Origin of the sequence: Shewanella sp. S23-S33 (assembly GCF_043359565.1) — a bacterium.
Lineage (GTDB): Bacteria > Pseudomonadota > Gammaproteobacteria > Enterobacterales > Shewanellaceae > Shewanella > Shewanella oncorhynchi.
This window is the reverse complement of record NZ_JBHFFD010000050.1, coordinates 95,742-121,009: the sequence shown is the minus strand read 5'-3', so window position 1 is coordinate 121,009 and position 25,268 is coordinate 95,742. Positions and strand designations below refer to the sequence as shown.

Below are 25,268 nucleotides of genomic sequence, written 5' to 3'. Positions count from 1 at the left end.
ACATTTTTGCCTCAGTTTAACCCTTTCATGACTGAGATCAGCTTCGAGAGCTGTATCTTCTCTTCTTTTGTATGAGTCTGTTTTAGACTCAATTCCTGATATCGTTGTTCAATATATTGATTGTTCAACCAAACCAGGGTTTGTTTAAACTTTTCGAGCAAGTTTTCATCCGCCACTTGATGGTCCCATTGGGCCAATTTATGGAGAGTGCCGCTGTAGGGGTGCTCTCGGAATTGTTCAAGTAGTTGTGCGCTGTTTAACGTTTGCTCTCGAGTCATCTCCAATAACAGTGGCAGCAATTCTATGCCTGGCATCTGCAAGTGGGCGAGTGCGGGTTGTGGGGGTAAACCCATACCCAGTTTAGGATGTTGTACTAACAGTGCGATGGCGAGTCGCAATGGTGTACCGCGTCCTTTTAATCCTTTACTTGCCATTGGTTTAGCTTGTTTCACGCTAAAGCCTAGCTTCTTTTTCATATCTTCTGAGCTGTTCATTCCTAACTTGTGAGCTAAGTTCTCAAGCAGTAAATTTTGCAGCACAGTGTCTTGAATTTTTTCAATTAAGATAAAAGCTTGTTTCGCTAAGTTGCCTTTATCTGTACCGTATTTTGTCGCTAACGTGTCAAATAGAAACTCGGGTAGTGCAATGGCAGAGTCCATTAAGGTTTCAAATGCATCTTTACCAATTTTACGAACCATAGAATCAGGATCTTCGGCCTGAGGCAGGAACATAAATCGCACTTGATCGCCCGGCTTTAATAATGGCAATGCCGTTTCTAAGGCGCGCCATGCCGCTTCAGTACCTGCTCTGTCGCCGTCGTAACAGCAAATCACTTCTTTAGCGCTGCGCAGCAAAAGCTGAAATTGCTCTGCTGTGGTCGAGGTGCCTAATGATGCGACAGCATAATCGACGCCAAATTGCGCCAATGCCACCACATCCATATAGCCTTCAACGATCAGTACTTTGTCTGGATCGCGATAGCGCTGCTTTAGTTCATAGAGACCATAAAGCTCATTGCCCTTATGAAATATGGGCGTTTCTGGAGAATTCAAGTATTTGGGTGTGCCATCACCTAAAACTCTGCCACCAAAACCAATGACTCGTCCGCGCCTGTCGCGGATAGGAAACATGAGGCGGTCACGAAATCTGTCGTAACGTTTCCCACTGTCGTTGCTAATTAACATACCCGCAGTCAGTAACTTATCCTGCGCATCTTGATTCTGACGATAGCGGCCCAATAAGCCATCCCAACCGTCTGGCGCAAAGCCAATACCAAAATGTTTTACTACATCATCGGATAAACCGCGATAGGCAAGATAATCGATAACTTTTTGTTTATCTTGGTGTTGTCTAAGTTGGTTTTGAAAGTAAAGGCTCGCTTCTTCCATGAGTTGATATAAGTCACGGCTTAAACCGTCATCATGTCGCTTGCCTGTGCCTTGTTCTCTGGGAACCTCTAATCCAAGCTGGCCCGCCAAATCTTCAATGGCATCAATAAAATCGAGTCGGTCATACTCCATCACAAAATCGATGGCGTTGCCGTGAGCACCGCAGCCAAAGCAATGATAGAACTGTTTATCACGGCTGACGGTAAACGAAGGTGATTTTTCGCTATGAAAAGGACAACAGGCCGAGTAGTTCTTACCCGCCTTTTTCAAGGGCACCTTACGATCGATAAGTTCGACTATGTCAGTGCGAGCGATTAGCTCATTGATAAAATCACGAGGTATTGCCATTGAGTGCTTAAAATCCCGCCTTGCGCGAATTTAAACAAACAAGCCGCGCATAGGCACGGCTTGTTCATACAGTGAAACGCTAATTATTGCAATTTAGCACGGATCATAGCGCCGATAGCGCCCATGTCTGCACGTCCTTGCACTTTAGATTTCAATGCTCCCATTACTTTGCCCATATCCGCCATGGCGGATGCACCTACTTCTACAATAGTTGCATCGATGAGCGCCGCGATTTCCGCCTCTGTAAGAGGGGTAGGCAGGAAAGCTTCAATAACTTGAATCTCTGCTGCTTCCACGTCGGCCAACTCGTTACGACCCGCTGCTTCAAATTGAGCAATCGAGTCACGACGTTGTTTCACCATTTTGGTTAAGACCGCTATAACCTGTTCATCAGTCAGAGATTCGCGGGTATCCACTTCAATCTGTTTGATGGCGGCTAATGCCATACGAATAGTGCTCAAGCGCGCCTTCTCTTTGGCGATCATGGCCTGTTTCATATGGTCTTTTAGCTGATCAATTAGGCTCATATGAGATTAATATAAACGTACGCGACGTGCGTTTTCGCGAGAAAGCTTCTTAGCTAAACGTTTAACTGCAGCTGCTTTTGCGCGCTTACGTGCAGTAGTTGGCTTCTCGTAGAATTCACGAGCACGCACGTCGGCTAAAATACCAGCTTTTTCACAAGAGCGCTTGAAACGACGCAGAGCTACGTCGAATGGTTCGTTTTCACGTACTTTAATAATTGGCATACGCCATCACCCCTTAGGTGTAGGTTGTTCTGGTTCAATTGCTCGAACCAAGTCTATTTAAAATGGTGCGGAATTTTATACCGAGACACCTAGGCTTGTAAAGCCCTAAAACTGAGCTCAGTCCTATAGTGGACTCAATATGGCCTGCGCGACTGGAGTAATCGAGCGCTTGCAGGTAGAATTGGCGCCCTTTAGTTAGCAATTGATGAGACACCATGCGGGTTTTAGGTATTGAAACATCCTGTGACGAGACAGGTATCGCCGTCTATGACGATGAACTGGGCTTATTATCTCATACTTTATACAGTCAGGTTAAGCTGCATGCTGACTATGGTGGTGTGGTGCCTGAACTGGCGTCGCGTGACCATGTGCGCAAAATTGTGCCGCTTATTCGTCAAGCGCTGAAAGATGCAAATACTGAAATGGCTGATCTCGATGGGATTGCCTATACCAAGGGCCCTGGTTTGATTGGTGCTTTGCTTGTTGGCGCTTGTGTGGGGCGGTCACTGGCGTTTGCTTGGGACAAGCCTGCAATCGGTGTTCACCATATGGAAGGGCACCTGCTGGCGCCTATGCTTGAAGATGACGCGCCCGAGTTCCCATTTGTGGCCTTATTGGTCTCTGGTGGCCATTCTATGTTGGTTAAAGTCGATGGAATTGGCCGCTATGAAGTATTAGGCGAGTCTGTTGATGATGCTGCGGGTGAAGCGTTTGATAAAACAGCTAAGTTAATGGGGCTGGATTATCCCGGCGGTCCGCGTTTAGCAAAGCTTGCTGCTAAAGGTTTACCTGCAGGGTATAAGTTTCCGCGGCCTATGACCGATAGACCTGGACTCGATTTTAGCTTTTCGGGTCTAAAAACCTTTACCGCTAATACCATTGCTGCCGAACCTGACGATGAACAGACTCGAGCCAATATTGCCCGTGCCTTTGAAGAAGCCGTGGTTGATACGCTAGCGATTAAATGTCGCCGCGCACTGAAGCAAACTGGCTATAACCGCTTAGTGATCGCCGGTGGCGTGAGTGCGAATACGCGCTTAAGAGAAACCTTGGCTGAAATGATGAGCTCGCTTGGTGGACAAGTATTTTATCCCCGTGGTGAGTTTTGTACCGATAACGGCGCCATGATTGCCTTTGCAGGATTGCAGCGTTTAAAGGCGGGGCAGCACGAAGATTTGGCGGTAAAAGGTCAGCCAAGATGGCCGTTAGATACCTTGCCACCGGTGGCATAAAACGCCTTTGATGTTGATAGGTTATGTTGAGACAAAAAACTGCGCTTATAGCGCAGTTTTTTATTGGGATAATGTTGTCACATTAAGATTTTTTAGGCGTTTTTTTACGTGAAACTTTTGACTCTTCACCTTTAAGTAGCCGTTGGATATTGTCTTTATGACGAATAATGATAAGCGTCGATAGCATGGCAACGGGAATGGTAAATCTGTCGTCTAACCACCAAGTATAAAGTGGTGCAAGCAATGCCGTCAGAATGGCTGCAAGGGACGAGTAGCGGCTAATTAAGAGTAGAACAATCCAAGATGCCATTAAGCAAATGGCTAAATCATCGCCAATGGGAGCCATAGCACCAAAAGCTGTTGCGACACCTTTCCCCCCCTTAAATCCAAAAAACACGGGATAAATATGCCCAAGGCAGGCGGCGATAGCGATAAGTCCGAGTGAGACTGCATCTATGCCCATCAGATAGGCTAAATAAGATGGCAGGGCGCCTTTGAGCATGTCGAAAAACAACACCATGGCAGCCGAACTCGCGCCGCCAATTCGCAGTACATTGGTGGCTCCCGGATTACCTGAACCCTGTAATCTTGGATCGGGTAAACCCCTCATTCTACAAACCAGCACAGCACTCGAGATTGAACCTGCCAAATAGGCGGCCAAAATCATCAAAAGTGTCAGTGTTAATGGACTCACATTGGTTTCCTTACGCGTCTTAAGGTATTATCGCGCAACAATTTAAAAAGCTGACTCAGTTGTCAATCCCGCTATAGGTTTGTGGAATAACTCGCCCATTTGAGGTTGAGATATTTTCTGAATGAGCAAATCCTTTTAGGGCGTTATCCTACTGTGGATTGGCTCGAGTAGAAAGCAAATTAGTTATCTGTCAGAAGATTGCGGATTATACAGCTAGGATCGCTTTTAGCTTATCAGACCTCATAGTAGTAAGTTAGTTGGAGAAAGCATGGATAAAGTACTTATACGGCAATTACGCGTCGATACTGTGATTGGTGTCTATGAGTGGGAAAAGACAATCCATCAGAGTCTGTTGCTAGATTTAGATATGGCGTGGGATAACAAACTTGCCGCTGCGACAGACGATTATCAATATGCGCTTTGCTATGAGACAGTTTCCAATCGATTAACAGAACTTATTACTGAGCATCCAATCGAGTTAATCGAAACGGTTGCCGAGCGCGTAGCGGATTGCTTACTTCAAGAATTTAACGTGACTTGGGTGAAAGTTGTCGTGATGAAGCCGGGGGCTGTAGCCACTGCAGCGTCGGTTGGCGTTGAGATAGAGCGTTCACGTTAGATAAGAGTTTGATCAACTCGACTGTTGATTAAGAAATCATGTTTATCTTCAGATAAATTGGACATTGCATGGCACGTATTTATATCAGTCTAGGTAGTAATATCGAGCCTGAACAGCATTTGCAAGCGGGATTAATATCACTGCGAGCGTGTTTTGGGCCGCTGCGCCTATCTTCTATGTATGAAAGTGAAGCGGTAGGTTTTAGTGGCACTAACTTTCTGAATATGGTTGCTAGTGCTGAAACTGACCTTAATATTGCTGCGGTAGTTGCGCAGTTTAAGCAAATCGAGCAGAATCACGGCCGGCTTGTCGGGGCGAAGAAGTTTAGCCCAAGAACTTTAGATTTAGACCTGCTGCTTTATGACCATGTGGTATGTGAAACGCCCGTTACGCTCCCCCGTGCAGAGATAGTTAATAATGCCTTTGTGTTATGGCCATTAGCCGAGTTAGCGCCGGAATTGATTCATCCTGTGGTTGATAAAAGCTATGCCAGTTTGTGGCAAGAGTATGATAAAGAGTCGCAGCGGCTTTGGCCTGTGATGTTTGAATGGCCCCAAGGGCTGACGTTTTAATTTATTGATAGGATTGTCATGGATACGTTTCAGGTCATTATTTTAGCGCTTATTCAAGGGCTAACTGAGTTTTTACCTATTTCTAGTTCTGCTCACTTAATTCTGCCTGCTCAGCTTTTAGGCTGGGAAGATCAAGGTTTGTCATTCGACGTGGCGGTGAATACAGGGTCGTTATTTGCTGTGGTGATTTATTTTAGACACGAGTTATGGACTATGTTTAATGCTTGGGTTGCAAGCATTTTTAAAGGTCAGCAATCCGAAGACAGCAAGCTGGCATGGTGGATTATTCTGGCGACGTTACCCGCTGTATTTTTTGGTTTTATGGCTAAGGATTTTATTGCAACTCACCTACGTAATACAGAGGTTATCGCGGTCACGACAGTCGTTTTTGGTTTATTGCTGTGGTGGGCTGATAAGATGTCGCGCCGCGATTTAACAATCTATCAGACTGGATGGCGCAAAGCCTTGTTAATTGGTTTCGCCCAGGCGCTTGCTTTAATCCCTGGAACTTCACGTTCTGGTGCCACTATGACCGCGGCGCTAATGCTAGGTTTGAGTCGAGATGCTGCGGCTCGCTTTTCATTCTTAATGTCAGTGCCTGTGAGCTTAGGCGCGGCAATTTTAGTGGGTAAAGATTTGGCGGAAAGCGCGCTGCCAATTGATTATCAAGCATTGATCTTAGGCACTTTGATTTCCTTTGTTGCAGCTTATGCATGTATTCATTATTTCTTGAAAATCATCAGCCGCATGGGAATGACCCCGTTTGTTATTTACCGTTTGGCACTGGGTGCTGTGTTGTGTGGATTTATTTTTTTGTAGTCATTCCAGTTTAGTCATCATAGTGAAATTATGAATAATAGAATCGGGTCAAGTACCCGATTTTTGTTTTTGGAGCTTCCTCTTTTTTCTGAAGCTTAACTTATTTTTGGAGCTTTATATGGGTCTCGAATATCAGTGTCCAACCTGCGGACTTGCGTTAAAACAACACAAAGCCTCCCAAGGTTTTTATTGTGCAAATAAGCATCATTTTGATCGAAATGAGCAAGGTTATTGGGTTTTCACTAAACCACAACGCCAAAAGCCGACAGGGGATTCGCGCGAGCAAGTTAGGGCTAAGCGTTTTCTTCTCGAATCAGGCATCTTTTCGCCTTTAATCGATAAATTGGCTGAGATAATCACCGGCTCTATCAAGCCTGACGCTTGTTTATTGGATTATGAATGCGCTGAGGGCTTCTATTTGCGTGCTTTGGCTTCCAAGTTGGCAGAGGTCGAAAATCCGCGAAACGTCCAGTACGTGGGTGTAGCGGACGCAGAAAATGCTATTTTTGCTGCAGCAAAAGCGCAGACTCCTGGGATCTTGTGTTTAAGCTCTTCTAAAAAATTACCCTTTGCCGATAATTGTGTGGATTTTATTACTGTTATTGATAGGCCGTTAAAGGGAAAAGAGTCTGTCAGGGTATTGAAAGATGATGGGACCATGTTACTGGTTATGCCTGGGCCACGACATCTATGGCAACTCAGAGAATATATTTATTCCGACTTGGCTGAAAAACCTTTCCAAGTGAATTTACCCTCAGCATTATTGGTAAAAGAAACTCAGTCACTGCGCTTTACTTTATCAGTTACAGGTGAACAGGCATTAACGTTATTGGATATGGCACCCTATGCGTGGCGTGCAACTGACAAGATGAAACACGATATTCAAGCTAATCATTTTGAGTTACTAGAAATTGACTATGTATTAGTCTTGGCACATAAACGGGTGAGTGAATCGCTATAGGTTAAAACTTGCAGTCAATGCGGTTAATTTTAAGACAATTCATAGGCTTAGTTAGATGGTTTTTTGATGTTTTAAAAGGCTATATTACTCAAGTCTATGATTCTGTTTGATGTTTTTATGTTATTTTTATGTTGGATAGGCTGAAGGTGTTATTGTTTTTAACTTTAGGCCTATTTATTCAGTGACAAATACAACCTTCTTATTGCCTTTGTTTCCCATGTAGCCTCGATTTTTTTATCTATAGCTGTGCTTTAAATTAATAGCTTTCACTTTCCATAAATACATTTTTTATGATAAAGGAGGCTGATTGTTATGGATGCTTAAAAACGCAAACGAGAAGGTTAGATTAATAACGCGACTTTATTTAAAAGAGGAATAGCACTCGTTTATACAGAAGTATGCCAAGGCTAACTTTTAGGGGGAGGTAGGCGAATCGCCTTTAACATGCCTTTGGAAGTTTAAAATCAATTTAGCGATTTTGTATTGCCGCATTCGCTATTCTTTGCATGGCAATCTTAAGTTGCAGGCATAAAAAAAGGCTTAGATTGATGTGCTTATCGCTTTCATCTTTCTTAAGCCTTTTGTCTTAACTTACTAAATAGTAAGCTAAATTACCTTTCATTACTTCTTGTAACGAGAAGCAACGTTGTCTAAACGGTCGTTTGCGCGTTTAGCTTCTGCTTGTGCGTCCATAGATGCTGCTTTTGCATCTTTAACGTCTGCAGACAGTTTGCTTTGCTCTGATTTCAGAGAACCAACATCAGCTGACAATTGATCAACTTTGTTGCCCAGAGTTGCAACGCTTTCTTCCAGAGCAGTAGTGTTCGCGCAACCACCTAGTAGGGCAGTCATTGCTAAACCAGCAATCATCAGTACTTTTTTGTTCATTGTAAAAAATCCCTTAAAATAGGTTGGATTTGAATGTTTCGTTACTTTGTAAGCGAAACTGCCTAATTATGACATAGCTATTTTAATTTGCTACGAATATTAATGTGTTTAACCACTATAGGCATATAAATTTTTTTTAAAAGCTTTTTTTCTATGTGATATCGACATTTCTAATCGTAAAAAGGGGTATTATTCACCATGCAGTGATGCACGACTTACAAATCCTTTACAAATTACTGGTTGTCCATCGGCAGTTTTGTTTGCATTTTTTGTTTAAACTGACTGACGGCTTCAACTCGATGTAAATTTAAGGCTTGTTTTATCTCTGCGCCTTGGAAACCAGTGGCAATGATGGCGGCAATATCGACATTATTGGCGACAGTGAAGCACTGAGTTAAATACTCTCCCTGAGGATATGGGATGTTTTCAAATCCTGTGCGGCCACGCATATCTGCGGTGCAAGCTAATATAAGTTGCGTTAAGCGCTCTGGTTTACGCCAAAAGTCAGCTTTATCGAATATTTTAACGATAGTTTCGGCTCTGAGCTCGAATGCCTGATGGACGTTCTGATGTTGGTCGCTGACGAGCAACGCCAGATCGCGTGCCTCATTCGGTACTCGTAAACGTGTACAGAGGGCTTTTATGAGTGGCAAGCCTTTCTGGCCGTGGCCGTGATGCTTTGGTAAATGCTCTTTTGGACTCAGTGCTTTGCCCAAATCATGTACTAGGGCGGCAAACCGAACGCTTTTATCCTCAGTCAGCAGTGCGGCTTGAGCGAGCACCATTAAGGTATGCACGCCAGTATCTATTTCAGGATGCCATTTTTCAGGTTGAGGTATGCCAAATAAGGCGTGAATTTCAGGGAATAGGACTTCGAGTGCGCCACATTGGTGAAGTACCTCAAAAAAGACCTCTGGGTGAGGTCCGCCTAAACTTTTATCAACTTCTTGCCAAACTCGCTCCGCCGTTAACGCGTTAAGCTCATCGCTTGCGCTAATTTGACGCATCAGTGCCAGGGTTTCTGCGGCAATTTGAAATCCTAAGGCATGAAACCTTGCGGCAAAGCGGGCGACGCGTAACACTCGCAGTGGATCTTCAACGAAAGCATCCGACACATGGCGTAACAGGCGCGCGTTAATATCCTCAATACCATTAAAAGGATCATATAAGTTGCCCTTTTCATCTTGGGCGATCGCATTGATGGTTAGATCTCGGCGCAACAAATCTTGTTCTAAAGTAACATCAGGGCTGGCGTGGCAGCTAAAACCACCATAACCCAGACCAATTTTTCGTTCGGTTCGGGCTAAAGCATATTCTTGTTGATTTTTGGGATGTAGAAATACGGGGAAATCTTTACCCACTTGGCGGTAACCCTGTTGCAACATTTGTTCTGGTGTTGCTCCAACGACGAGGTAATCTTTATCTTTAATGGGAAGATTGAGCAGGCTGTCACGTACAGCACCGCCGACGAGATATATTTTCACAGGCAAGATTCGGCTAATGTGTCATGAACATAGCTTATCACGCTCATTAAGATGATGGATAAAGTCGTCGCGAGATATTTGCGCACTTATCTGTCACATTGATGTTGCAGATATTTTGACAATAACATTGGGACGCTTTAACGTGGGGCGTTATTTTTAAATTAGGATGATTGGTGGTATGTACAAGGCCTTTTACGGACTCAGCGATAACCCTTTTTCAATTGCACCCAATCCCCATTATTTGTTTCTGAGTGATAGGCACAGAGAGGCGTTAGCCCATTTAACCTATGGGTTAGGGGAAACGGGCGGCTTTGTGTTGTTAACAGGGGAAGTCGGCACGGGTAAAACAACAGTATCTCGCTGTTTACTTGGGCAATTGCCCGACAATACCGATACTGCTTTTATCCTTAATCCGTCGTTAACTGAGCTTGAATTACTTGCAACACTTTGTGATGAGCTTAAGATTTCCTACGGCGATAATCCTACACTCAAGCAATTGACTGATCACTTGAGCCGTTTTTTATTGGCGAATCACAGCAAAGGTCGTAATACCGTGCTCATTATCGATGAAGCACAGCATTTACGTCCTGAGGTGCTGGAGCAATTGCGTCTTCTGACTAATTTGGAGACGGACACTAAGAAGTTACTGCAGGTGATTTTAATCGGTCAGCCGGAATTACAGCTGTTATTGAAGCGCCAAGAATTGCGTCAGTTAGCCCAGCGGATCACGGCTCGTTATCATTTATTGCCGCTCAATGAAGATGAAATCGCCCTCTATGTGCTGCATCGTTTGCAAGTGGCTGGGCGGTTTGAGCCTTTATTCACCCGTAAAGCCGTTAACGTTTTGCAGAAATACAGCGGCGGCATCCCTCGATTAATTAACCTTTTATGTGAACGTTCACTGATGGCAGGCTATGCACAATCGCGGGTGCCCATAGATCATCATATGGTGCGGCAAGCCGCGGCTGAAGTATTAGGTGAAGAAGAACCGACTCAAAATAGGTATCTGTGGCCGACAGCAACCGCTGCGGCGTTATGTGTTGCGTTTGGTGTGTCTTATTGGTTATTTACTGATAAGTCAGTCAATACGGCGCCAGCGTCCAATTTGGTTACTGAGTCTGTGCCAACAAATGTGGCGTCATTAAATGCTCAAACCTTGGGTGGTGAAGGCGTCGCTGATAAGTCAGTAAAACCGACTAATCAACCAAGCGGTCAGACTTCCATTCCCGATCCTAATCAACGTCTGTTAAACGAGGCGATTAATCAGAGTCGCAATATCGATACTGCTTTTGCAGGTTTGTTTAGCGTGTGGGGCAAAGTGCCCTATAAAGGCTTGACGGCTTGCCAATCGGCGGTTGAGCAAGGATTAGCTTGCTATCAACAGCAGGGTAACTGGATGTCACTGACTCGGCTTAATTATCCGGCTGTCGTGTATTTGGTTGATGACAAGCAACAAGATTTTTATGGTGCAGTGCTTGCGGTAGAGGGGGAACAATTACTGATGCAACTGGGTGAGCAGCAACTTTGGGTTGATAGAGCTTGGTTTAATCAACATTTCAGTGGCACCTTCGAAATATTATGGCAAGCACCTAATTTGCCTATGATGGATATCAGTCAAAAATCGAGTCCTGGTCAATTACAGTGGTTAGAGAATGCGTTAGCCCATGTGAATGGTCGTAGCCCCCGTCGGGTTAATCAATTTGATGTGCAATTGGAAAATGATCTTAAAACCTTCCAAAGTCAGCATGGATTAAAAGCCGATGGTATTGCAGGGAATCAAACATTAGTGAGATTAAATTTGTATTTAAGTCAGCAAGGCCCAAGGTTAACTGATGATGGGGCGCGCAGCTGATGTCCATTTTACTCGATGCCGTAACCCGCAATAAACAACAGCAACAATCACCGTTACCTGATGCTGTGATGACGCCAAGGGCGAATTATCCACAGCCTCGTAAATCGGGTGTGCCGATAGGAAAACTGTCTTTATTAGTCGTTGCAGTTGCCGCTGGAATTGGTGTGGCTTGGGGATTAAGCGTTTGGGATAAAACTCGACCTCCCCAAAGTGATACTGTGGCAGTGGCTAACATACTGCCATCAACTTCATCATTGCCACCTTCTACTGGGATTAAAAATGAACTTCCGTCAACCGCGGTAGGATCTGCCTCTGAGATCCAAGTTGAGCCCAGTGCTGCTTCAGGTGTTCGGCTTGCAGGGAAAGTGGCGCTTCCTCGGACGCAGACTTTACCTGAGCTCACGGTATCGCCGCAATTTCAGGCTGAGACTGTAGTATCAAATGCGCCTCAAATGAATGCTAGCGCGAATATAACGACCAATTCTGTTGGCATGCCAGCTCAAAGTGATAGCAATTCGGGTTTTAGTGATTCAAGCTACGCAGATTATATGTCGACGTCAGCCCAAGTCGATGCGGCAAGTCAGGAAGCGGTTGTGCCAGCAGAGACGCAAGCACAGCAGCCTATGATGTTAGGTGCTAATGCCAATGAGTCGGGTCTAGCGAGTCTTGAAGCCCTGCGTCAGCAAGTCAGTGCCGCGGCGGAAGATGTCGGTTTAGAGACCAATAAAAGTCGCGATGAAGATAAGTTAGTGGCTTCCTTTCAAAATGCATTAAAGGATGTGGAATATGTTAATGCTGCAGAGACGAATGTCACTGAAGCTAAATTAGATCCTATTCCTAAAACTGCTGCGGATGAAATTCCGAAATACGGCCAATTACCTGCAGGTCTGCAATTGCAAGTGCCTGAATTTAATATCGTTGCTCATGTTTATTCCAGCGACCCTGCCCAGAGATGGCTGAATGTAGACGGTACTGAGTTACAAGAAGGGGATATGATTGCTGGTAAGCTGAAAATCATCTCTATTCGTCCAAGGGACATAGTATTAGATATTCAAGGAACCCAGTTTAAGGTGCCCGCAATCTAATCAGGTATTACGATAAGTCATGCTAGCGGTTATTTGTGGTAACAATGAATAAGTAGTTGATAAAAAAGGCGCACTAGGCGCCTTTTTTGATCTCAGCTAATCTCAACTTAATCAAACAGTCTGTTGGCTAAGAATAGGGTCAGTGCGTAACCGACGCTGTAGCAGAGGAAAAGTGCAGGAACATATTTCAAGTAACTCACAAAAGTCAGTTCTTTCACTTTACTCATGGCTACAATACCTGATGCTGAACCGATAATCAGCAGTGAACCACCGACTCCGACGCTGTAAGTCAAGCCAAGCCATTCAGGAGTACTCAGCACTGGATTGGCTTTTAACAATGCCGCTGTTAGCGGTACGTTATCAATTAAGGCTGAGCCCATACCCGTGACGAAGTTAGAGATGTTTGGATTAAACTGAGTATAAGCTTCAGTCAACATGTCTAAGGTGCCAATTTCTTTAAGCATACCAACGAGCAGTAAAATACCTAAGAAGAACAACAGGGTGTCGTATTCAACTTGGCGAATATACTCTAGGATCTTGATTTCTTCTTTATCACTGCGCGTGGTATGGCCAATCAGGAACATAATTGATAGACCCGTTAAGAAGGTTAACACTGGCGGGATACCAAACAATATGTTGAGTAGCATGGTCATTAAAATGGTGCAGAAGAAGACGAGGGCAATCAATACATCAACGGTTTGATAAGTATGTTTGATTGGCGTCGTGCTCACAACACCTTCGGCTTTGAGTGAGAATAGGGTTGCCAGTAAAATCACGCTGACGGCTGAAGGGATAAACAACATCAATAGTTCAGACATATGCACATGCCCAGCTAAGAAGATCATTAGTGTCGTCACATCACCAGTGATCAGGGCCACACCGCCTGAGTTCACCGCGAAGATAATCAACACTGCCATTCTACGGCGCATTTGCTTATCGAGTTTAAAGGTGGTTAATAAACCTAAAGACACTAAAGTCGCGGTGACGTTATCACAAAATGCTGAGAGCACGAGTGCAAACAGGGCGACTTGGATCATTAACATACGCACTGATACTTTCTGCGGAAACAGCTTTTGCACCATGATTTGGATCATACCCTTAGCATTCAAATATGCTACGAAGGTCATGGTCGACATCAGAAAGAGCCAAAGTGTGGCAATCTCGAGCAAATTTTCATTGAGCTGATGGGCAACGATTTTCTCATTAGCCGGTTCCCCTGCAGCCATAAACAGCGCTACCCAAGAGATACAACCAAAGAATAAGGTGGTTTTTGCTTTATTAAGGTGGGTCACTTCTTCGAAAATAATACTGAGCAATGCGAGCACGGCCAGTAAGATGAGAAAGGTATTTAACATAACTGCAATTCCAACTGCTGTTTTGATGTCGTAGGGCGACTTGAGTCAACCTAAAGATTGGGCATATCAAGGCTAAATTAAGCTAGCCGTGTTAGCGCGTGCGGATCAGAACATAATGGGCTAGAGAACGCAACTGTTAGCTGTAACTCAATTTAATGCTTCTTTGTGATGTCTATCTCATGCTTTTTGGTTGCCAATTAGTTTTATATATTGGTTTTTGTGATTATTGCAGCGTTATTAACTGTATTGTTTGATTTGATTACCGCGTTAAAAGTGAGATCTACGATTAAAGTCTAAGCAGTTAGTTTGCATATTCTTCAATTAATTTTTATTCAGGGCGATATTCCTGAATTGTCATGCCTATGTAGGCAGGCATTTTTAATGCTTACCTTTTGAATGAGTGCCCGCTCGGAAGTTGAGTGCTCTTAGCACTCAGTCCCGCAGAATTCTGCGTCTTGAGCTTGTTTGGGTATCAATACTGGATGTTGTGTTTTTGAAGTAGAGGAAAATGACATTTGTTATCTGGAGTCTTTTGCTTTTAGGCTCACTCGTTTGGTTAACGTATTGTGGCAAGCAGCTTATTGCGCTGGGCGTGATGGGTTGGCCTTAGCACGTTATTGAGCATATCCACTTGACCTTACAATTTATGGTAGCTGCGAAAATATTTAAATCGGCTTTAGGTTCTAAAAAGTCTGATCGTTATTAAAGTGACACAAAGCTAATTAAATCGAATAAAAGCAAAGGGACGCATTGGCGTCCCTTTGTTATGTTTAAACGGCTTAAATACTAAAGCTTAGGCTTAGCTTGCCGCTTTCATGCTCGCCAATACGCGATCTGCCGCTTCTAAGGTTAAGCGCATTTCTTCTTCGCCATGGGCCATTGATAGGAAGCCTGCTTCATAGGCACTTGGCGCTAAGTAAACACCTTCATTTAGCATGCCGTGGTAGAAAATACGGAACTGTTCGATATTGCATTGGGTCACTTGATCGAAACGAGTGATCTTGGGTTGTTCCGTGAAGAAGAAACCGAACATACCACCAACATAGTTGATCGCCATTGGAATACCGTGCTTATCCGCAGCAGCTTTAAAGCCTTCTGCAATACGTTTGGTTTTCGCGCTCAGTGCTTCGTATAGACCTTCTTCACACAGGGCTTCCATTTGTGCCAGACCCGCTGACATCGCAATGGGGTTACCCGATAACGTACCCGCTTGGTAAACCGGACCCGTAGGGGCGATAAATTGCATCACATCTTTACGGCCACCGAAGGCCCCCACTGGCATACCGCCACCAATGACTTTACCAAGCGTGGTCAAGTCAGGGGTGACGCCGTAGTAACCTTGAGCGCCGCTTTGTGATACGCGGAACCCTGTCATCACTTCGTCGATGATCATTAAGGCGCCGAACTCATCACAAATATCACGCAGACCTTGAAGGAAACCTGGGATAGGTGGAATACAGTTCATGTTGCCAGCAACGGGCTCGATGATGATGCAAGAAATGTCAGTTGGATACTGCTCGAACAGGGTTCTGACAGAATCTAAGTCGTTATACACAGCCGTTAAGGTGTGCTTGGCGAAATCTTCTGGAATACCGGGTGAGCTAGGTTGGCCTAAAGTTAGTGCGCCAGAACCTGCCTTAACTAACAGGCAATCCGCATGGCCGTGGTAACAACCTTCGAATTTTAAGATCTTGTCACGATTAGTAAAACCGCGTGCTAAACGAATGGCGCTCATAGTGGCTTCCGTACCTGAGCTCACCATACGAACTTGCTCGATAGAAGGCACCATAGAGATGACTTTCTCGGCCATTTGTACTTCAAGTTCTGTTGGTGCGCCAAAAGACAAGCCATTTTCCACTGCCGCTAATACCGCTGCACGGATTTTAGGGTGATTGTGGCCGAGGATCATCGGGCCCCAAGAACCGACATAGTCGATATAAGCTTTGCCATCGGCATCGTAAATATAAGCGCCGTTTGCTTTTTCAATAAACAGGGGCGAACCGCCTACACCATTAAATGCACGAACCGGAGAGTTAACGCCGCCGGGGATGGTTTTTTTAGCCTGTTCAAATAGCACTTCGGAACGGGTCATGTTTAGTCCTTAAAGTCTGTAGCCAACTAGCGATCGGCTTTACGTGAATACCAATTAACCGGACACTCATATTTTTCGAGTTGATGATCAACGCCGAGTGTCAATGCAAACAAAGCCATGCGAATTAACAGCCCATTATCCGCCTGTCTGAAGATGGCGAGATTAGGGTGGCTGTTCAAATCATTATCTAACTCATTGGCTTGCGCGCGTGAATCCCTTGGAAGCGGATGCATAATGACAGTGTTAGATTTGCAATGCTGAGTGTAAATACTGCGATTTAAGCGGAACTTGCCGCGATACTTATTCGCTTCTTCCTGTGAAGGGAAGCGCTCTTCCTGAATGCGAGTGAGATACAGAATATCTGCTTTATCTAAATGGCCTTCAAGCTGGTCGGTTATTTTGATGCTATGGCCAGCATTTTCAATGTCGGAGATCACATAATCAGGCATAGCTAATTCAGCAGGTGAAATCAGTGTGAAACTGATGTTCTTATACATGCAGAGTAAGCGTGATAGTGAATGCACGGTACGGCCAAATTTTAAGTCGCCGACCATTGCTATGTGCATGCCATCGATACCGCGGCCAGCACATTTGAGTTCTTTTTGGATAGTGTATAAATCGAGTAGAGCTTGGGTCGGATGTTCGTTCGAACCATCGCCACCGTTGATCACTGGGACGCGACTGCCTTCGGCAAACTCTTTCACTGAATAAGAGTCTGGATGGCGCATGGCAATCACATCGGAATAAGTGGATAACACACGCGCCGTATCGTACAGGGATTCACCCTTAGATAAAGACGATGAAGCCATACCTGTGGTTTCACGCACATGGCCGCCAAGTAAGTTAAAGGCACAGCCAAAACTTACGCGGGTACGGGTACTGGGTTCGAAAAACAGGTTACCTAAAATGGCGCCATCGAGCACATTATTGCGCTTCTCTCGAAGTGCATAGGGCATCATGCGGCTAGCGACATTAAAAATAGTTTGGATTGAGTCAAGATCTAACTGGTTTACGGAGAGGATATGGGATCCTTCGAACTGATTCATCAGCCTGTTTTCCAATTTGCTAGGGGGCATTTTAAGCTGCGGTATCGCGCTTATCTGCCCTGATGTTATGTAGGGTGGCTGAGGCGCGATTGTAGCAGAAGCACAGGGGCAACGAAATAGCCACATTGCCACTGTGTTAGATTTTTGCGATGAAGCCCAAAGCTTTTAATCTGCCGCCTTAGGTTTGGTATCAAGGTTTGGCATCGATATTAGGTTTTACATCACTATCAGATTTTAAATTGATATCAGGTTTTAAATCGATGTTATTAATTGGCACTAGGCTTGGCCTAAGCGAATTTCCTGTTGCAGGTTCGACCAACTGATCACTCCGACCACGTTATCGGGCGTATCTTGATAGATAAACACCTCACCGCTGCGCTTGGGTGACAAGAGTAAATAGGCTTCATTGAGCGTAGTGCTGTCGCTTAAGCCTTGCATGGGATGGCGCGATAGCGTGGTACTGTCATCGTAGGATTGCATTTCAAGGCTGAGCATTTCGATAACGCCATCGGCATTGCGAACCAGCACAGGTCGACCTTCTGCCCGTTTAAGCACTTCGAGTAACAATTCATCGTTGTTATTGACGATAACAAAGCGTTTATCCATCAAGGCTCGCACGCCTTTTTTCTGCAGCGCTAAATTTACTGGCGCAACTTTATAGCCTAGCCCCATGATTTCTAATTGTTTAAAGAAAATAGAGTTAGTTTTAAAGCCTTGATAGGCAATTAAAAATGCGGGAATAGTCACAAACATCGCCGGCAGAATAATACTGGCATCATTGGTCATTTCTAGCAGGGCGACTAACGCCGCCAGCGGCGCGCTTAAGCACACGCCCATCATGGCCGTCATGCCGATCACAGTGTAAAGCCCTACATATGGAGCGATCGACGGGAATAAGATGGCACTGATCAGCGCCAAAATCGCCCCGAGCAGCGCGCCGATACCATAGAGTGGACCAATCAAACCGCCGGGGATACCTAAGCCAATCGCCGCAATAGTGGCAATGATTTTGGCAAATAATAGGGCGATTAATAGCAATAGGCTTGGATGTTGACTAATCGCTTCGCTAATGGCGAGATCGCCCGTGCCAAGGGCTTGCGGTAATACTAGACCGATTAGTGTGGTGACGCTGCCCGCCAATAATAGTCGGTAGATGAGTGGCCAGTTTTGCCCCGTCGCGGTGACTTTTAAGAGTGAGTAATTAAACAGCGCCGCAGCGCAGCCCAATACCACGCCGCCGATGGCGAGAATAGGGTAGTGATCTAAGGGAATGTGGATCACTTGAATACGGTCAAATTCGTGCACATTACCAAACACTAATTGGCTTGAAACCGCGCCACAAATTGCGGAGAGCATAATCGGGAAGAAGTAATGGACTTTATATTCGCGGACAATCACTTCGAGGACAAAAATCACTGCCGCCAAGGGCGCGTTAAAGGTCGCGGCAATCCCTGCGGCAATGCCACTGGCGCACATAATACGCACACTGTTATCGGGAAGATTGAATTTTTCGGCGAGAAAACTGGCACTGACAGCACCCAGATGAATAGCAGGACCTTCACGGCCGACGGAGAAATTGGTGCCGAGGGCGAATAATGCTTGAAAAAATTGCCCTACGGCAGATTGCAACGGAATTTTACCATAGTGCAATTTAACTCTATGTAACACATAGGCTATTCCCATACGCTTATAACGTTTGGAGCCTAGCTTAGCCACAATCCAAATTAATATTGCGCCTAAAAGTGGTAACAGGGCTCGCCAGTCGGCGACGTTCCCCGTAAAATCCAGCGCCTGTATTTGGGTGTAATGATTGGCCCAAACGAGCAAGAGTCGAAACAGTAAGATCACGCAGGATGCGAAAATGGCAAACAGCAGTGCCAGTATGCACAGTTGTGCACTGATCCTCGCTTGGGATAAATGGTCACGTAGCTCATTGGTTAAATACTTTTTGGCTGTGACTATGGCATGTTGAATAGCGACTTTATTTATCGTTAATTGCACTGCATTGGCCTGAGTTGTATTGTATCGAACTCGTTCTTGAGTTGATTGTATTTTATATAAGGGGCTGTTACCTAATGCCAAATTATCATCGTTGGCTAGATCGGCTGCAAGTGATGGATCTCAAGTATCGTCCATCTTCAGTGTATTTATCGCTTTTAGTGTTAGTTTCTATTCTTTTTGGGGCTTGGATAAGTTTTCTGCTACTAAGCAGTGATGAGCCCGTGGTTAAACACATCAGCAGCAAAGCCCAACGCTTGAGTGCTGAATTAGAAACACAGACCCAATTACTAGCGACCCGAAATCTAGAGCTGTCCGTCGAGCGTGAGGCTAACGCCCAAATGCAAGATATGTTTGGCCAGCAGATGAAAAAGCAAAAAGAATTGGAACATGAGCTGGCGTTTTACCGTAGCATTATGACACCGGATGATAATGCCGAAGGTGTCGCCATCCACGGACTTGAAATGACGCCGGGCGTTTTAGCCGATGAGTACAATCTCAAACTGGTGTTGACTCAGTTGCAAAAGCGCAAGCAAGCGATTCAAGGTCGAGTCGAATTGACATTAATTGGCGTGCAGGAGGGTAAATCCGTTAGCTTGAGTGTGAACAAACTCACGGGCTCTAAGTTGGAATTTGATTTTCGCTATTTTCAGGTCATAGATACCAAGGTCACTGTTCCTGCTGGCTTTAGTTTACAGCAAGTGAAAGTCAAAGTGCTGGTGCCTTCGAGCCGCTGGACCAAGAATTCGCAGACAGAACATGTCTATAGTGCCCCTGAGTTATTACAGGGTGAAAAAGAACCACGGGTAATACTTGAACAAAACAGTCAGGTAAAGGATAATTTGCCCCAGAAAACTGATGTAAGAGGTAGTAATGACTGATCAAGCTGATGCAGCAATGCCAATCCAATTTACCGATGCGGCAGCCGCTAAGGTGAAAGGTTTGCTGGAAGAAGAGCAAAATCCTGCACTTAAGCTACGAGTCTATGTGACTGGTGGTGGTTGTTCTGGATTTCAGTACGGCTTTACCTTTGATGAAAAGGTCAATGACGGCGATTTTACGATAGAAAAACAAGGCGTTCTCTTGGTTGTCGATCCTATGAGCCTACAATATTTAGTCGGTGGTGAAGTGGATTACACTTCAGGACTCGAAGGTTCTCGCTTCTTCGTGAAAAACCCTAACGCAACCACAACTTGTGGCTGTGGTGCCAGTTTCTCTGTGTAAAAAAGTTTTTCTGTTTAATGATGACTAACTTTGCATCTTTTTAGGCGTAGAGTGAGATCAAAAAAGCCGTCGCAATGACGGCTTTTTGTTGGGCTAAATTTATTTTCTACAAGAGCTTAGTTCATGATGTTCAGGTTAAGCTTAGGTTTAAACCATGCCTTTACCTTTTTATCAAAGGCTATCCAAACTTGCAGTAATGACAAGACGATCAAAGCGATAAAAATCACATAGTCAGGCAGTTTTCCCTGCCATTCACCTAAATGCACCGTCGTCGGGCCTACCACTAAATTGCCGGGATCGTACATGATCACTGGCAACATGCTAATCAAGCCAAGCTGCACGACTGTGTAGCCACGCAGCATGATAAGCGCCGCCTTTTGTCGACCAATAATGGCAATCACCATCAAGAGTGTCAGTAGACAAAATAACACGCCTTGTTTAGCGACTAAGCCACTCACTGACGCAACAACATACACTAGCAATAGGGCAATGAGTCGTTTCGGAAAGTGCTGACTCAGGGCTGTACTTGCCTCTGGTGTCTGTATCGCTGATTTTTGCTCGCTCATAGGCATTCTCGTTTAGCGATAGCGATTAGTGGCTTTGCTTCGGCGCTAATCTTTGATCTAACTCATAAGGCGGGATTACCACACCTAAATCATCTAATACTGGGAATACGGCGACAAAGAGGTCGTCATCTTCCATGCCTGGCACCCATCTTTCGTGAAATTCGTCGAGTGGAATCGCTAACGTTTGGCAATCACTCCATTCATCCACAGCCCAAGAATCAGCGGCTTCTTCGGTTGGCCACATTGGGATGCAATCTTCTTCTTCAGTGGTTAACATCACGCAACCGTCTTGGTCTTGTAATGTCCAAAGTATTTTGTGTTCTTTAACTTGTTCAACGAGGTAATCGTAACGGGCTTCTGGCGTCATTGCTGCTGTCTCAGCGAGGTTTTTAACAGTCTTGCTCATGAAAAATATCTCTTTTGCTTGGATAGGGCGAAGCCTGTTGTGTCTTTAGTCGCACAGCAAAATTCGCCAGTTGGCTAAATGGTAACATTAGAGCGGGATTAGAAAAAGAACAACAGCGCCAAGAGAGCGCTGTTGTGTTAGATCTTCGGCTTTTATTCTGCCGCGCGGAAGTAGCGATAGATAAAGCCCGCCAAAATAGCGCCGACAATCGGTGCTACCCAGAACAACCAGAGTTGTGATACCGCCCAGTCACCGACAAACAGTGCAGGGCCTGTGCTACGCGCTGGGTTTACCGAAGTATTGGACACAGGAATACTAATAAGGTGAATTAAGGTTAAACCTAACCCTATGGCAATTGGGGCAAATCCTTTAGGCGCTCGCTCATCGGTGGCGCCTAAAATAATAATCAAGAAGAACAGTGTCATAACGATTTCACAAATCATCACCGACAGCATGCTATAGCCACCTGGTGAGTGCTCACCAAAACCGTTAGAGGCAAATCCGCCCGCGAGTGAAAATCCCTCTTGTCCTGAAGCGATGAGATACAAGATGCCAGCGCCAACAATTCCACCCGCGACTTGGGCTACGATATAGGGCAATAATTCTGCTGCCGGAAAACGTCCCCCAGCCCAAAGGCCGAATGACACTGCAGGGTTGAGATGACAACCTGAAATATGGCCAATCGCAAAGGCCATGGTTAATACGGTTAATCCAAAAGCTAAAGCGACGCCGAGTAAGCCTATTCCTACTTCTGGATATGCGGCGGCAAGTACAGCACTACCACACCCTCCAAGGACTAACCATAAGGTGCCAAGAAATTCTGCCGCCATTTTTTGTGACATGTTCATTGTTTGATTTCCTATTCTTTTAAAGACGTTTGTTTGTTAATCAGTGCGTCTTTATTCCTAATTTACCTGCCTATTAGCGGATCTTGTCTGAGTGAGCAAAATCGCGCTGTAGACATGAGTTCCCTTAAAACCAGTTTCTTATTGGACGCCTATGAGGCTATTCCTAAGTGTTTGAGCTGTTTAGAGCAATATCCTGTATCCATTTTTACTATAGTGAGACTTGATTAAGCTTCAGTGACGAAACTTTTTTACTCATGCTTCTGTCACTAAATGCTTCAGTAATTAAGAATAGATGGCTTTAAAATAGCTGCTGATTTTCTTGATAAATTTAGGCAGGAAGAGGGGAAAAGATTAGTTTGTCTTTTAAAGACAACAAGAGCTTCATGTAGAAGCTCTTGTTTAGGTTATCGCTTTAGTATTTTGCGAAGGCTAATTACTTAGCGCTAAATCGTCCGCCGAGTACGGCTTCGCGGGAGGCGCCTGTTACTGCAGGGAGATTAGCGGGTAAATCTAAGTGATTGCGCATGGCGAGCCAGGCAAAGGCGATGCCTTCTGCCCACTTAGGATCGACGCCAAGGGCCGAGGTAGTATCCAGCTTATAACCTGGTAATAAGGCTGCAAGACGCTGCATCAGTTGACCATTAAATGCACCGCCGCCACAGACGAATAATTCCCCTTCATTGGATAGTTTTATAATGTCTTGGGCTATGCTGTGGCAGGTTAAATCCAATAAAGTTGATTGAATATCTTCTTCATCTAAATGATTAAAGGGCGATAATTGCTGCTCTAACCAAGCTTGGTTAAACAGTTCGCGACCAGTGCTTTTAGGGTAAGCAAGGGAAAAATACGGATGCGAAAGCAGCTGAGTTAATAAGCTTTGATCAGTTTTTCCGGATGCAGCCCATTCGCCATTTTTATCGAAGGGCTCACTTTTAACCTGTTGCATCCAGGCATCAATTAAGGTGTTGCCAGGCCCTGTATCAAAGCCTAAAACTTCTTCGCTATTGCCCGGCAGATAGGTGATATTGGCAATACCACCAATATTGAGGATGACACGTTTTTTACCGACTTGGGCAAAGGTTTGCTGGTGGAATGCGGGCACTAAGGGCGCACCTTGCCCACCAAGAGCAATATCTTTGCGACGAAAATCGGCAATGACATCTATGCCTGTTTCGGTCGCAATAGTATTAGGATCGCCAATTTGTAAGGTAAAACCCACTTCGAGGTTTGGCATATGGCGCACAGTTTGACCATGGCTACCAATGGCGATGACATCTTCTTTCGCAATAGCACATTTAGCCATCAGATTATTGACTGCTAAGGCAAACAGCTGACCCACATTACGATCTAAACGGCCGAGGCGGTTAATTTCATCTGAGCTTGGTAAGCACAGGCGCTGTAGACCTTTGAGCAAATGGCTCGGAATAGCTTCGGTATGGCTGGCGATAAGCTGCGGCTGTGCGCCTGAAAAGTCGACCAATACTGCATCGACACCGTCCATGCTGGTGCCTGACATAAGTCCAATATAATAAGCGTTTTTCATTGGGAGGAATCCATCCGTCGTTATTGCATTGCCAATTGCGTTTGCTTGTTTTGCGAAAGTGTAGTCATCAATTGCTTGCTAAGTGCATCGAATTGATTTTTTTCTTTTCTCGCAATTGATTCGGATTTCGGTAGCGTAATCGTTCTCGGGTTGCGGTGTACGCCATTGACGATAAATTCGTAATGTAAATGAGCCCCTGTGACACGGCCTGTTTTACCTAAAGTACCAATAATTTGTCCTTGCTTAACGTTGGCGCCTTTGCTGACATTACGTTTTGTGAGGTGTAGATATTTGGTGGTATAGGTATCGTTATGTTTAATAAACACATAGTTACCGTTGAATTGATTATAACCAGACTCAATAACGCGTCCACTACCCGCAGCTTTAATGGGCGTGCCAATGGCTGCGACATAGTCTACACCCCGATGGGCTTTGACTTGGCCTGTCACTGGGTGCAAACGTCTTGGGTTAAAGTTGGAGCTGACATACTTAAAATCGACCGGTGAGCGCAGGAAGGCTTTACGCATGCTAGTGCCATTTTCGGAATAATAGTTACCGTCGGTATAGCGAATGGCAGTATAGCGCTCATCTTGGTTAACAAATTCTGCAGCTAAGATATTGCCATTACGCAAAAATTCACCATCGGCATATTCTTGCTCGTAAATAATGGCGAAGCTGTCGCCTTCGCGTAAGTCTAAGGCAAAGTCGATATCCCAGCCGAATACGGTCGATAATTGTAATATTTGGTTGGCAGACATGCCTGCATCGACGGCGGCATTCCAGAAATTGCTCTTAATTTTGGCACTGGTGAAATGGTTGCGGATTTCCACATCCTTTTCGGAGATTTTTTCGTTGTATTGCTCTTGGCTTTTAGTGATGACTAGCGTGGAAATAGCATCGACCCGATAACGCACTTCAGTCAAATTACCGTTTGCATCCTTTGAAATCACAATTTCTTCGCCCGGCATTATCTTAAGCAAGTTTTGCTTGGCTAAAGGCAACTGGGTGATTTCATAAACATCTTTGCTGGTTAAGCCAGCGCGGTCAAATACCGCGGCTAAAGTATCACCATTTTTGACGTTAAAATGTTCGACATCTCTGTGAAGAGCGCTTTCGTGGGATCCTGCGGCTTGATTATTAGCTCCAGCAGCAGCGAGCGCATCGGGTGAGGATAACGGTTCAGCCGTTGTCGGAGCATTATCAGTTTGACCTTCTGGCAACTCAGGGCGTTCAGGCGAGCGAAAAGCTAAGGGCACATCATAACGGGTGTTGATTTGAGCTTGGTCATCAATGCTAGTGGTTTGTCTTGAAGCTTGCGCTTCTTCAGAAGGTAGAAGCATGGTTATCATTGTGATAACTGAAAGAATGCTAAGGAGAATTTGATGCTTTTTAGGCAACAATTTAAATAACGTTATAACCTTTCCCATTGACGCCGATACCAATAACCAGAGACTTAAATAATCCCGTTAGTGTACACACTTTCAATTGTGGTGGCTAAC

The 25,268-nt window shown here is 44.9% G+C and carries 24 protein-coding genes; 9 read left to right on the top strand and 15 right to left on the bottom strand.

Annotated elements, in window-relative coordinates; genetic code table 11:
• Window positions 1-11 precede the first annotated feature (11 nt).
• The 3 genes from dnaG to rpsU form a co-directional block, all read right to left on the bottom strand.
• A complete protein-coding gene (dnaG, locus tag ACHA99_RS13425) occupies window positions 12-1,736 on the bottom strand; it encodes a DNA primase (RefSeq protein WP_393943240.1) in 1,725 nt (574 codons plus the stop codon).
• An 83-nt stretch (window positions 1,737-1,819) separates the two neighbouring features.
• Window positions 1,820-2,263 carry a GatB/YqeY domain-containing protein gene (locus tag ACHA99_RS13420; RefSeq protein WP_028760869.1) on the bottom strand — a complete coding sequence of 148 codons (444 nt, stop codon included), beginning with the start codon at window positions 2,261-2,263 and terminating at the stop codon, window positions 1,820-1,822.
• 6 nt (window positions 2,264-2,269) lie between these two features.
• On the bottom strand, window positions 2,270-2,485 hold the full coding sequence (rpsU, locus tag ACHA99_RS13415; RefSeq protein WP_006080725.1) for a 30S ribosomal protein S21: 216 nt from the start codon (window positions 2,483-2,485) through the stop codon (window positions 2,270-2,272).
• Window positions 2,486-2,700: 215 nt separating this feature from the next.
• Here rpsU and tsaD point away from each other — a divergent pair, with 215 nt between their 5' ends.
• On the top strand, window positions 2,701-3,717 hold the full coding sequence (gene tsaD, locus ACHA99_RS13410; RefSeq protein WP_071939217.1) for a tRNA (adenosine(37)-N6)-threonylcarbamoyltransferase complex transferase subunit TsaD: 1,017 nt from the start codon (window positions 2,701-2,703) through the stop codon (window positions 3,715-3,717).
• 82 nt (window positions 3,718-3,799) lie between these two features.
• On the opposite strand, the gene plsY is transcribed toward tsaD, so the two are convergent.
• Window positions 3,800-4,411 (bottom strand): glycerol-3-phosphate 1-O-acyltransferase PlsY, encoded by a 612-nt coding sequence (gene plsY / locus ACHA99_RS13405; RefSeq protein WP_028760867.1) that lies wholly within the window; start codon window positions 4,409-4,411, stop codon window positions 3,800-3,802.
• 268 nt (window positions 4,412-4,679) lie between these two features.
• Here plsY and folB point away from each other — a divergent pair, with 268 nt between their 5' ends.
• The 4 genes from folB (at window position 4,680) to ACHA99_RS13385 (ending at window position 7,382) form a co-directional block, all read left to right on the top strand.
• Window positions 4,680-5,030 (top strand): dihydroneopterin aldolase, encoded by a 351-nt coding sequence (gene folB, locus ACHA99_RS13400; protein WP_028760866.1) that lies wholly within the window; start codon window positions 4,680-4,682, stop codon window positions 5,028-5,030.
• Between the two features lie 68 nt (window positions 5,031-5,098).
• Window positions 5,099-5,602 (top strand): 2-amino-4-hydroxy-6-hydroxymethyldihydropteridine diphosphokinase, encoded by a 504-nt coding sequence (folK, locus tag ACHA99_RS13395; protein ID WP_113940689.1) that lies wholly within the window; start codon window positions 5,099-5,101, stop codon window positions 5,600-5,602.
• Window positions 5,603-5,620: 18 nt separating this feature from the next.
• Complete coding sequence (locus tag ACHA99_RS13390) at window positions 5,621-6,421, top strand: undecaprenyl-diphosphate phosphatase (RefSeq protein ID WP_173246178.1); 801 nt, start codon at window positions 5,621-5,623, stop codon at window positions 6,419-6,421.
• A 118-nt stretch (window positions 6,422-6,539) separates the two neighbouring features.
• Window positions 6,540-7,382, top strand: coding sequence for a putative RNA methyltransferase (locus tag ACHA99_RS13385; RefSeq protein WP_393943233.1), 843 nt, complete (start codon window positions 6,540-6,542; stop codon window positions 7,380-7,382).
• 621 nt (window positions 7,383-8,003) lie between these two features.
• Here ACHA99_RS13385 and ACHA99_RS13380 read toward each other — a convergent pair.
• Window positions 8,004-8,270 carry an Lpp/OprI family alanine-zipper lipoprotein gene (locus ACHA99_RS13380; protein ID WP_006080732.1) on the bottom strand — a complete coding sequence of 89 codons (267 nt, stop codon included), beginning with the start codon at window positions 8,268-8,270 and terminating at the stop codon, window positions 8,004-8,006.
• A 233-nt stretch (window positions 8,271-8,503) separates the two neighbouring features.
• Window positions 8,504-9,754 (bottom strand): multifunctional CCA addition/repair protein, encoded by a 1,251-nt coding sequence (locus ACHA99_RS13375; protein WP_393943231.1) that lies wholly within the window; start codon window positions 9,752-9,754, stop codon window positions 8,504-8,506.
• 178 nt (window positions 9,755-9,932) lie between these two features.
• On the opposite strand from ACHA99_RS13375, the gene ACHA99_RS13370 reads away from it, so the two are divergent.
• A complete protein-coding gene (locus tag ACHA99_RS13370) occupies window positions 9,933-11,606 on the top strand; it encodes an ExeA family protein (protein WP_263140543.1) in 1,674 nt (557 codons plus the stop codon).
• Window positions 11,606-12,691, top strand: a complete 1,086-nt coding sequence (locus tag ACHA99_RS13365; RefSeq protein WP_393943228.1) for a general secretion pathway protein GspB — start codon at window positions 11,606-11,608, stop codon at window positions 12,689-12,691. The genes ACHA99_RS13370 and ACHA99_RS13365 overlap by 1 nt, the downstream gene beginning before the upstream one ends.
• Before the next feature lie 107 nt (window positions 12,692-12,798).
• Here ACHA99_RS13365 and nhaD read toward each other — a convergent pair whose 3' ends face one another.
• From nhaD to ACHA99_RS13345, 4 genes are all read right to left on the bottom strand, one after another.
• A complete protein-coding gene (gene nhaD, locus ACHA99_RS13360; protein ID WP_028760859.1) occupies window positions 12,799-14,046 on the bottom strand; it encodes a sodium:proton antiporter NhaD in 1,248 nt (415 codons plus the stop codon).
• Window positions 14,047-14,845: 799 nt separating this feature from the next.
• A complete protein-coding gene (hemL, locus tag ACHA99_RS13355; RefSeq protein WP_393943226.1) occupies window positions 14,846-16,138 on the bottom strand; it encodes a glutamate-1-semialdehyde 2,1-aminomutase in 1,293 nt (430 codons plus the stop codon).
• Window positions 16,139-16,164: 26 nt separating this feature from the next.
• On the bottom strand, window positions 16,165-17,184 hold the full coding sequence (locus ACHA99_RS13350; protein ID WP_006080739.1) for an aspartate carbamoyltransferase: 1,020 nt from the start codon (window positions 17,182-17,184) through the stop codon (window positions 16,165-16,167).
• Window positions 17,185-17,460: 276 nt separating this feature from the next.
• Window positions 17,461-19,185 (bottom strand): chloride channel protein, encoded by a 1,725-nt coding sequence (locus tag ACHA99_RS13345; RefSeq protein WP_006080740.1) that lies wholly within the window; start codon window positions 19,183-19,185, stop codon window positions 17,461-17,463.
• A 74-nt stretch (window positions 19,186-19,259) separates the two neighbouring features.
• On the opposite strand from ACHA99_RS13345, the gene ACHA99_RS13340 reads away from it, so the two are divergent.
• On the top strand, window positions 19,260-20,063 hold the full coding sequence (locus ACHA99_RS13340) for a DUF6776 family protein (protein ID WP_011846148.1): 804 nt from the start codon (window positions 19,260-19,262) through the stop codon (window positions 20,061-20,063).
• Window positions 20,056-20,406: an iron-sulfur cluster insertion protein ErpA gene (gene erpA, locus ACHA99_RS13335; protein ID WP_393943223.1), complete on the top strand. Its 351-nt coding sequence runs from the start codon at window positions 20,056-20,058 to the stop codon at window positions 20,404-20,406. The genes ACHA99_RS13340 and erpA overlap by 8 nt, the downstream gene beginning before the upstream one ends.
• A 116-nt stretch (window positions 20,407-20,522) precedes the next feature.
• Here the strand turns inward: erpA and ACHA99_RS13330 are convergent, their stop codons facing one another.
• The 5 genes from ACHA99_RS13330 to ACHA99_RS13310 all read right to left on the bottom strand — a co-directional run bounded on the left by ACHA99_RS13330 (window position 20,523) and on the right by ACHA99_RS13310 (window position 25,196).
• Window positions 20,523-20,972: a hypothetical protein gene (locus ACHA99_RS13330; protein ID WP_393943221.1), complete on the bottom strand. Its 450-nt coding sequence runs from the start codon at window positions 20,970-20,972 to the stop codon at window positions 20,523-20,525.
• A 25-nt stretch (window positions 20,973-20,997) separates the two neighbouring features.
• Complete coding sequence (locus ACHA99_RS13325; RefSeq protein ID WP_028760853.1) at window positions 20,998-21,378, bottom strand: DUF2750 domain-containing protein; 381 nt, start codon at window positions 21,376-21,378, stop codon at window positions 20,998-21,000.
• Between the two features lie 152 nt (window positions 21,379-21,530).
• Window positions 21,531-22,226, bottom strand: a complete 696-nt coding sequence (aqpZ, locus tag ACHA99_RS13320) for an aquaporin Z (protein ID WP_393943219.1) — start codon at window positions 22,224-22,226, stop codon at window positions 21,531-21,533.
• Window positions 22,227-22,659: 433 nt separating this feature from the next.
• Window positions 22,660-23,769 carry an anhydro-N-acetylmuramic acid kinase gene (locus tag ACHA99_RS13315; RefSeq protein WP_372838025.1) on the bottom strand — a complete coding sequence of 370 codons (1,110 nt, stop codon included), beginning with the start codon at window positions 23,767-23,769 and terminating at the stop codon, window positions 22,660-22,662.
• Window positions 23,770-23,789: 20 nt separating this feature from the next.
• Window positions 23,790-25,196, bottom strand: coding sequence for a peptidoglycan DD-metalloendopeptidase family protein (locus tag ACHA99_RS13310; protein WP_219252987.1), 1,407 nt, complete (start codon window positions 25,194-25,196; stop codon window positions 23,790-23,792).
• Window positions 25,197-25,268: the final 72 nt, after the last annotated feature.

Coding starts and splice junctions, on each gene's coding strand:
- dnaG (WP_393943240.1), bottom strand. CDS start 1,736: ATGGCAATACCTCGTGATTTTATCAATGAGCTAATCGCTCGCACTGAC.
- ACHA99_RS13420 (WP_028760869.1), bottom strand. CDS start 2,263: ATGAGCCTAATTGATCAGCTAAAAGACCATATGAAACAGGCCATGATC.
- rpsU (WP_006080725.1), bottom strand. CDS start 2,485: ATGCCAATTATTAAAGTACGTGAAAACGAACCATTCGACGTAGCTCTG.
- tsaD (WP_071939217.1), top strand. CDS start 2,701: ATGCGGGTTTTAGGTATTGAAACATCCTGTGACGAGACAGGTATCGCC.
- folB (WP_028760866.1), top strand. CDS start 4,680: ATGGATAAAGTACTTATACGGCAATTACGCGTCGATACTGTGATTGGT.
- folK (WP_113940689.1), top strand. CDS start 5,099: ATGGCACGTATTTATATCAGTCTAGGTAGTAATATCGAGCCTGAACAG.
- ACHA99_RS13390 (WP_173246178.1), top strand. CDS start 5,621: ATGGATACGTTTCAGGTCATTATTTTAGCGCTTATTCAAGGGCTAACT.
- ACHA99_RS13385 (WP_393943233.1), top strand. CDS start 6,540: ATGGGTCTCGAATATCAGTGTCCAACCTGCGGACTTGCGTTAAAACAA.
- ACHA99_RS13380 (WP_006080732.1), bottom strand. CDS start 8,270: ATGAACAAAAAAGTACTGATGATTGCTGGTTTAGCAATGACTGCCCTA.
- ACHA99_RS13370 (WP_263140543.1), top strand. CDS start 9,933: ATGTACAAGGCCTTTTACGGACTCAGCGATAACCCTTTTTCAATTGCA.
- ACHA99_RS13365 (WP_393943228.1), top strand. CDS start 11,606: ATGTCCATTTTACTCGATGCCGTAACCCGCAATAAACAACAGCAACAA.
- nhaD (WP_028760859.1), bottom strand. CDS start 14,046: ATGTTAAATACCTTTCTCATCTTACTGGCCGTGCTCGCATTGCTCAGT.
- hemL (WP_393943226.1), bottom strand. CDS start 16,138: ATGACCCGTTCCGAAGTGCTATTTGAACAGGCTAAAAAAACCATCCCC.
- ACHA99_RS13350 (WP_006080739.1), bottom strand. CDS start 17,184: ATGAATCAGTTCGAAGGATCCCATATCCTCTCCGTAAACCAGTTAGAT.
- ACHA99_RS13340 (WP_011846148.1), top strand. CDS start 19,260: ATGCCAAATTATCATCGTTGGCTAGATCGGCTGCAAGTGATGGATCTC.
- erpA (WP_393943223.1), top strand. CDS start 20,056: ATGACTGATCAAGCTGATGCAGCAATGCCAATCCAATTTACCGATGCG.
- ACHA99_RS13330 (WP_393943221.1), bottom strand. CDS start 20,972: ATGAGCGAGCAAAAATCAGCGATACAGACACCAGAGGCAAGTACAGCC.
- ACHA99_RS13325 (WP_028760853.1), bottom strand. CDS start 21,378: ATGAGCAAGACTGTTAAAAACCTCGCTGAGACAGCAGCAATGACGCCA.
- aqpZ (WP_393943219.1), bottom strand. CDS start 22,226: ATGAACATGTCACAAAAAATGGCGGCAGAATTTCTTGGCACCTTATGG.
- ACHA99_RS13315 (WP_372838025.1), bottom strand. CDS start 23,769: ATGAAAAACGCTTATTATATTGGACTTATGTCAGGCACCAGCATGGAC.
- ACHA99_RS13310 (WP_219252987.1), bottom strand. CDS start 25,196: ATGGGAAAGGTTATAACGTTATTTAAATTGTTGCCTAAAAAGCATCAA.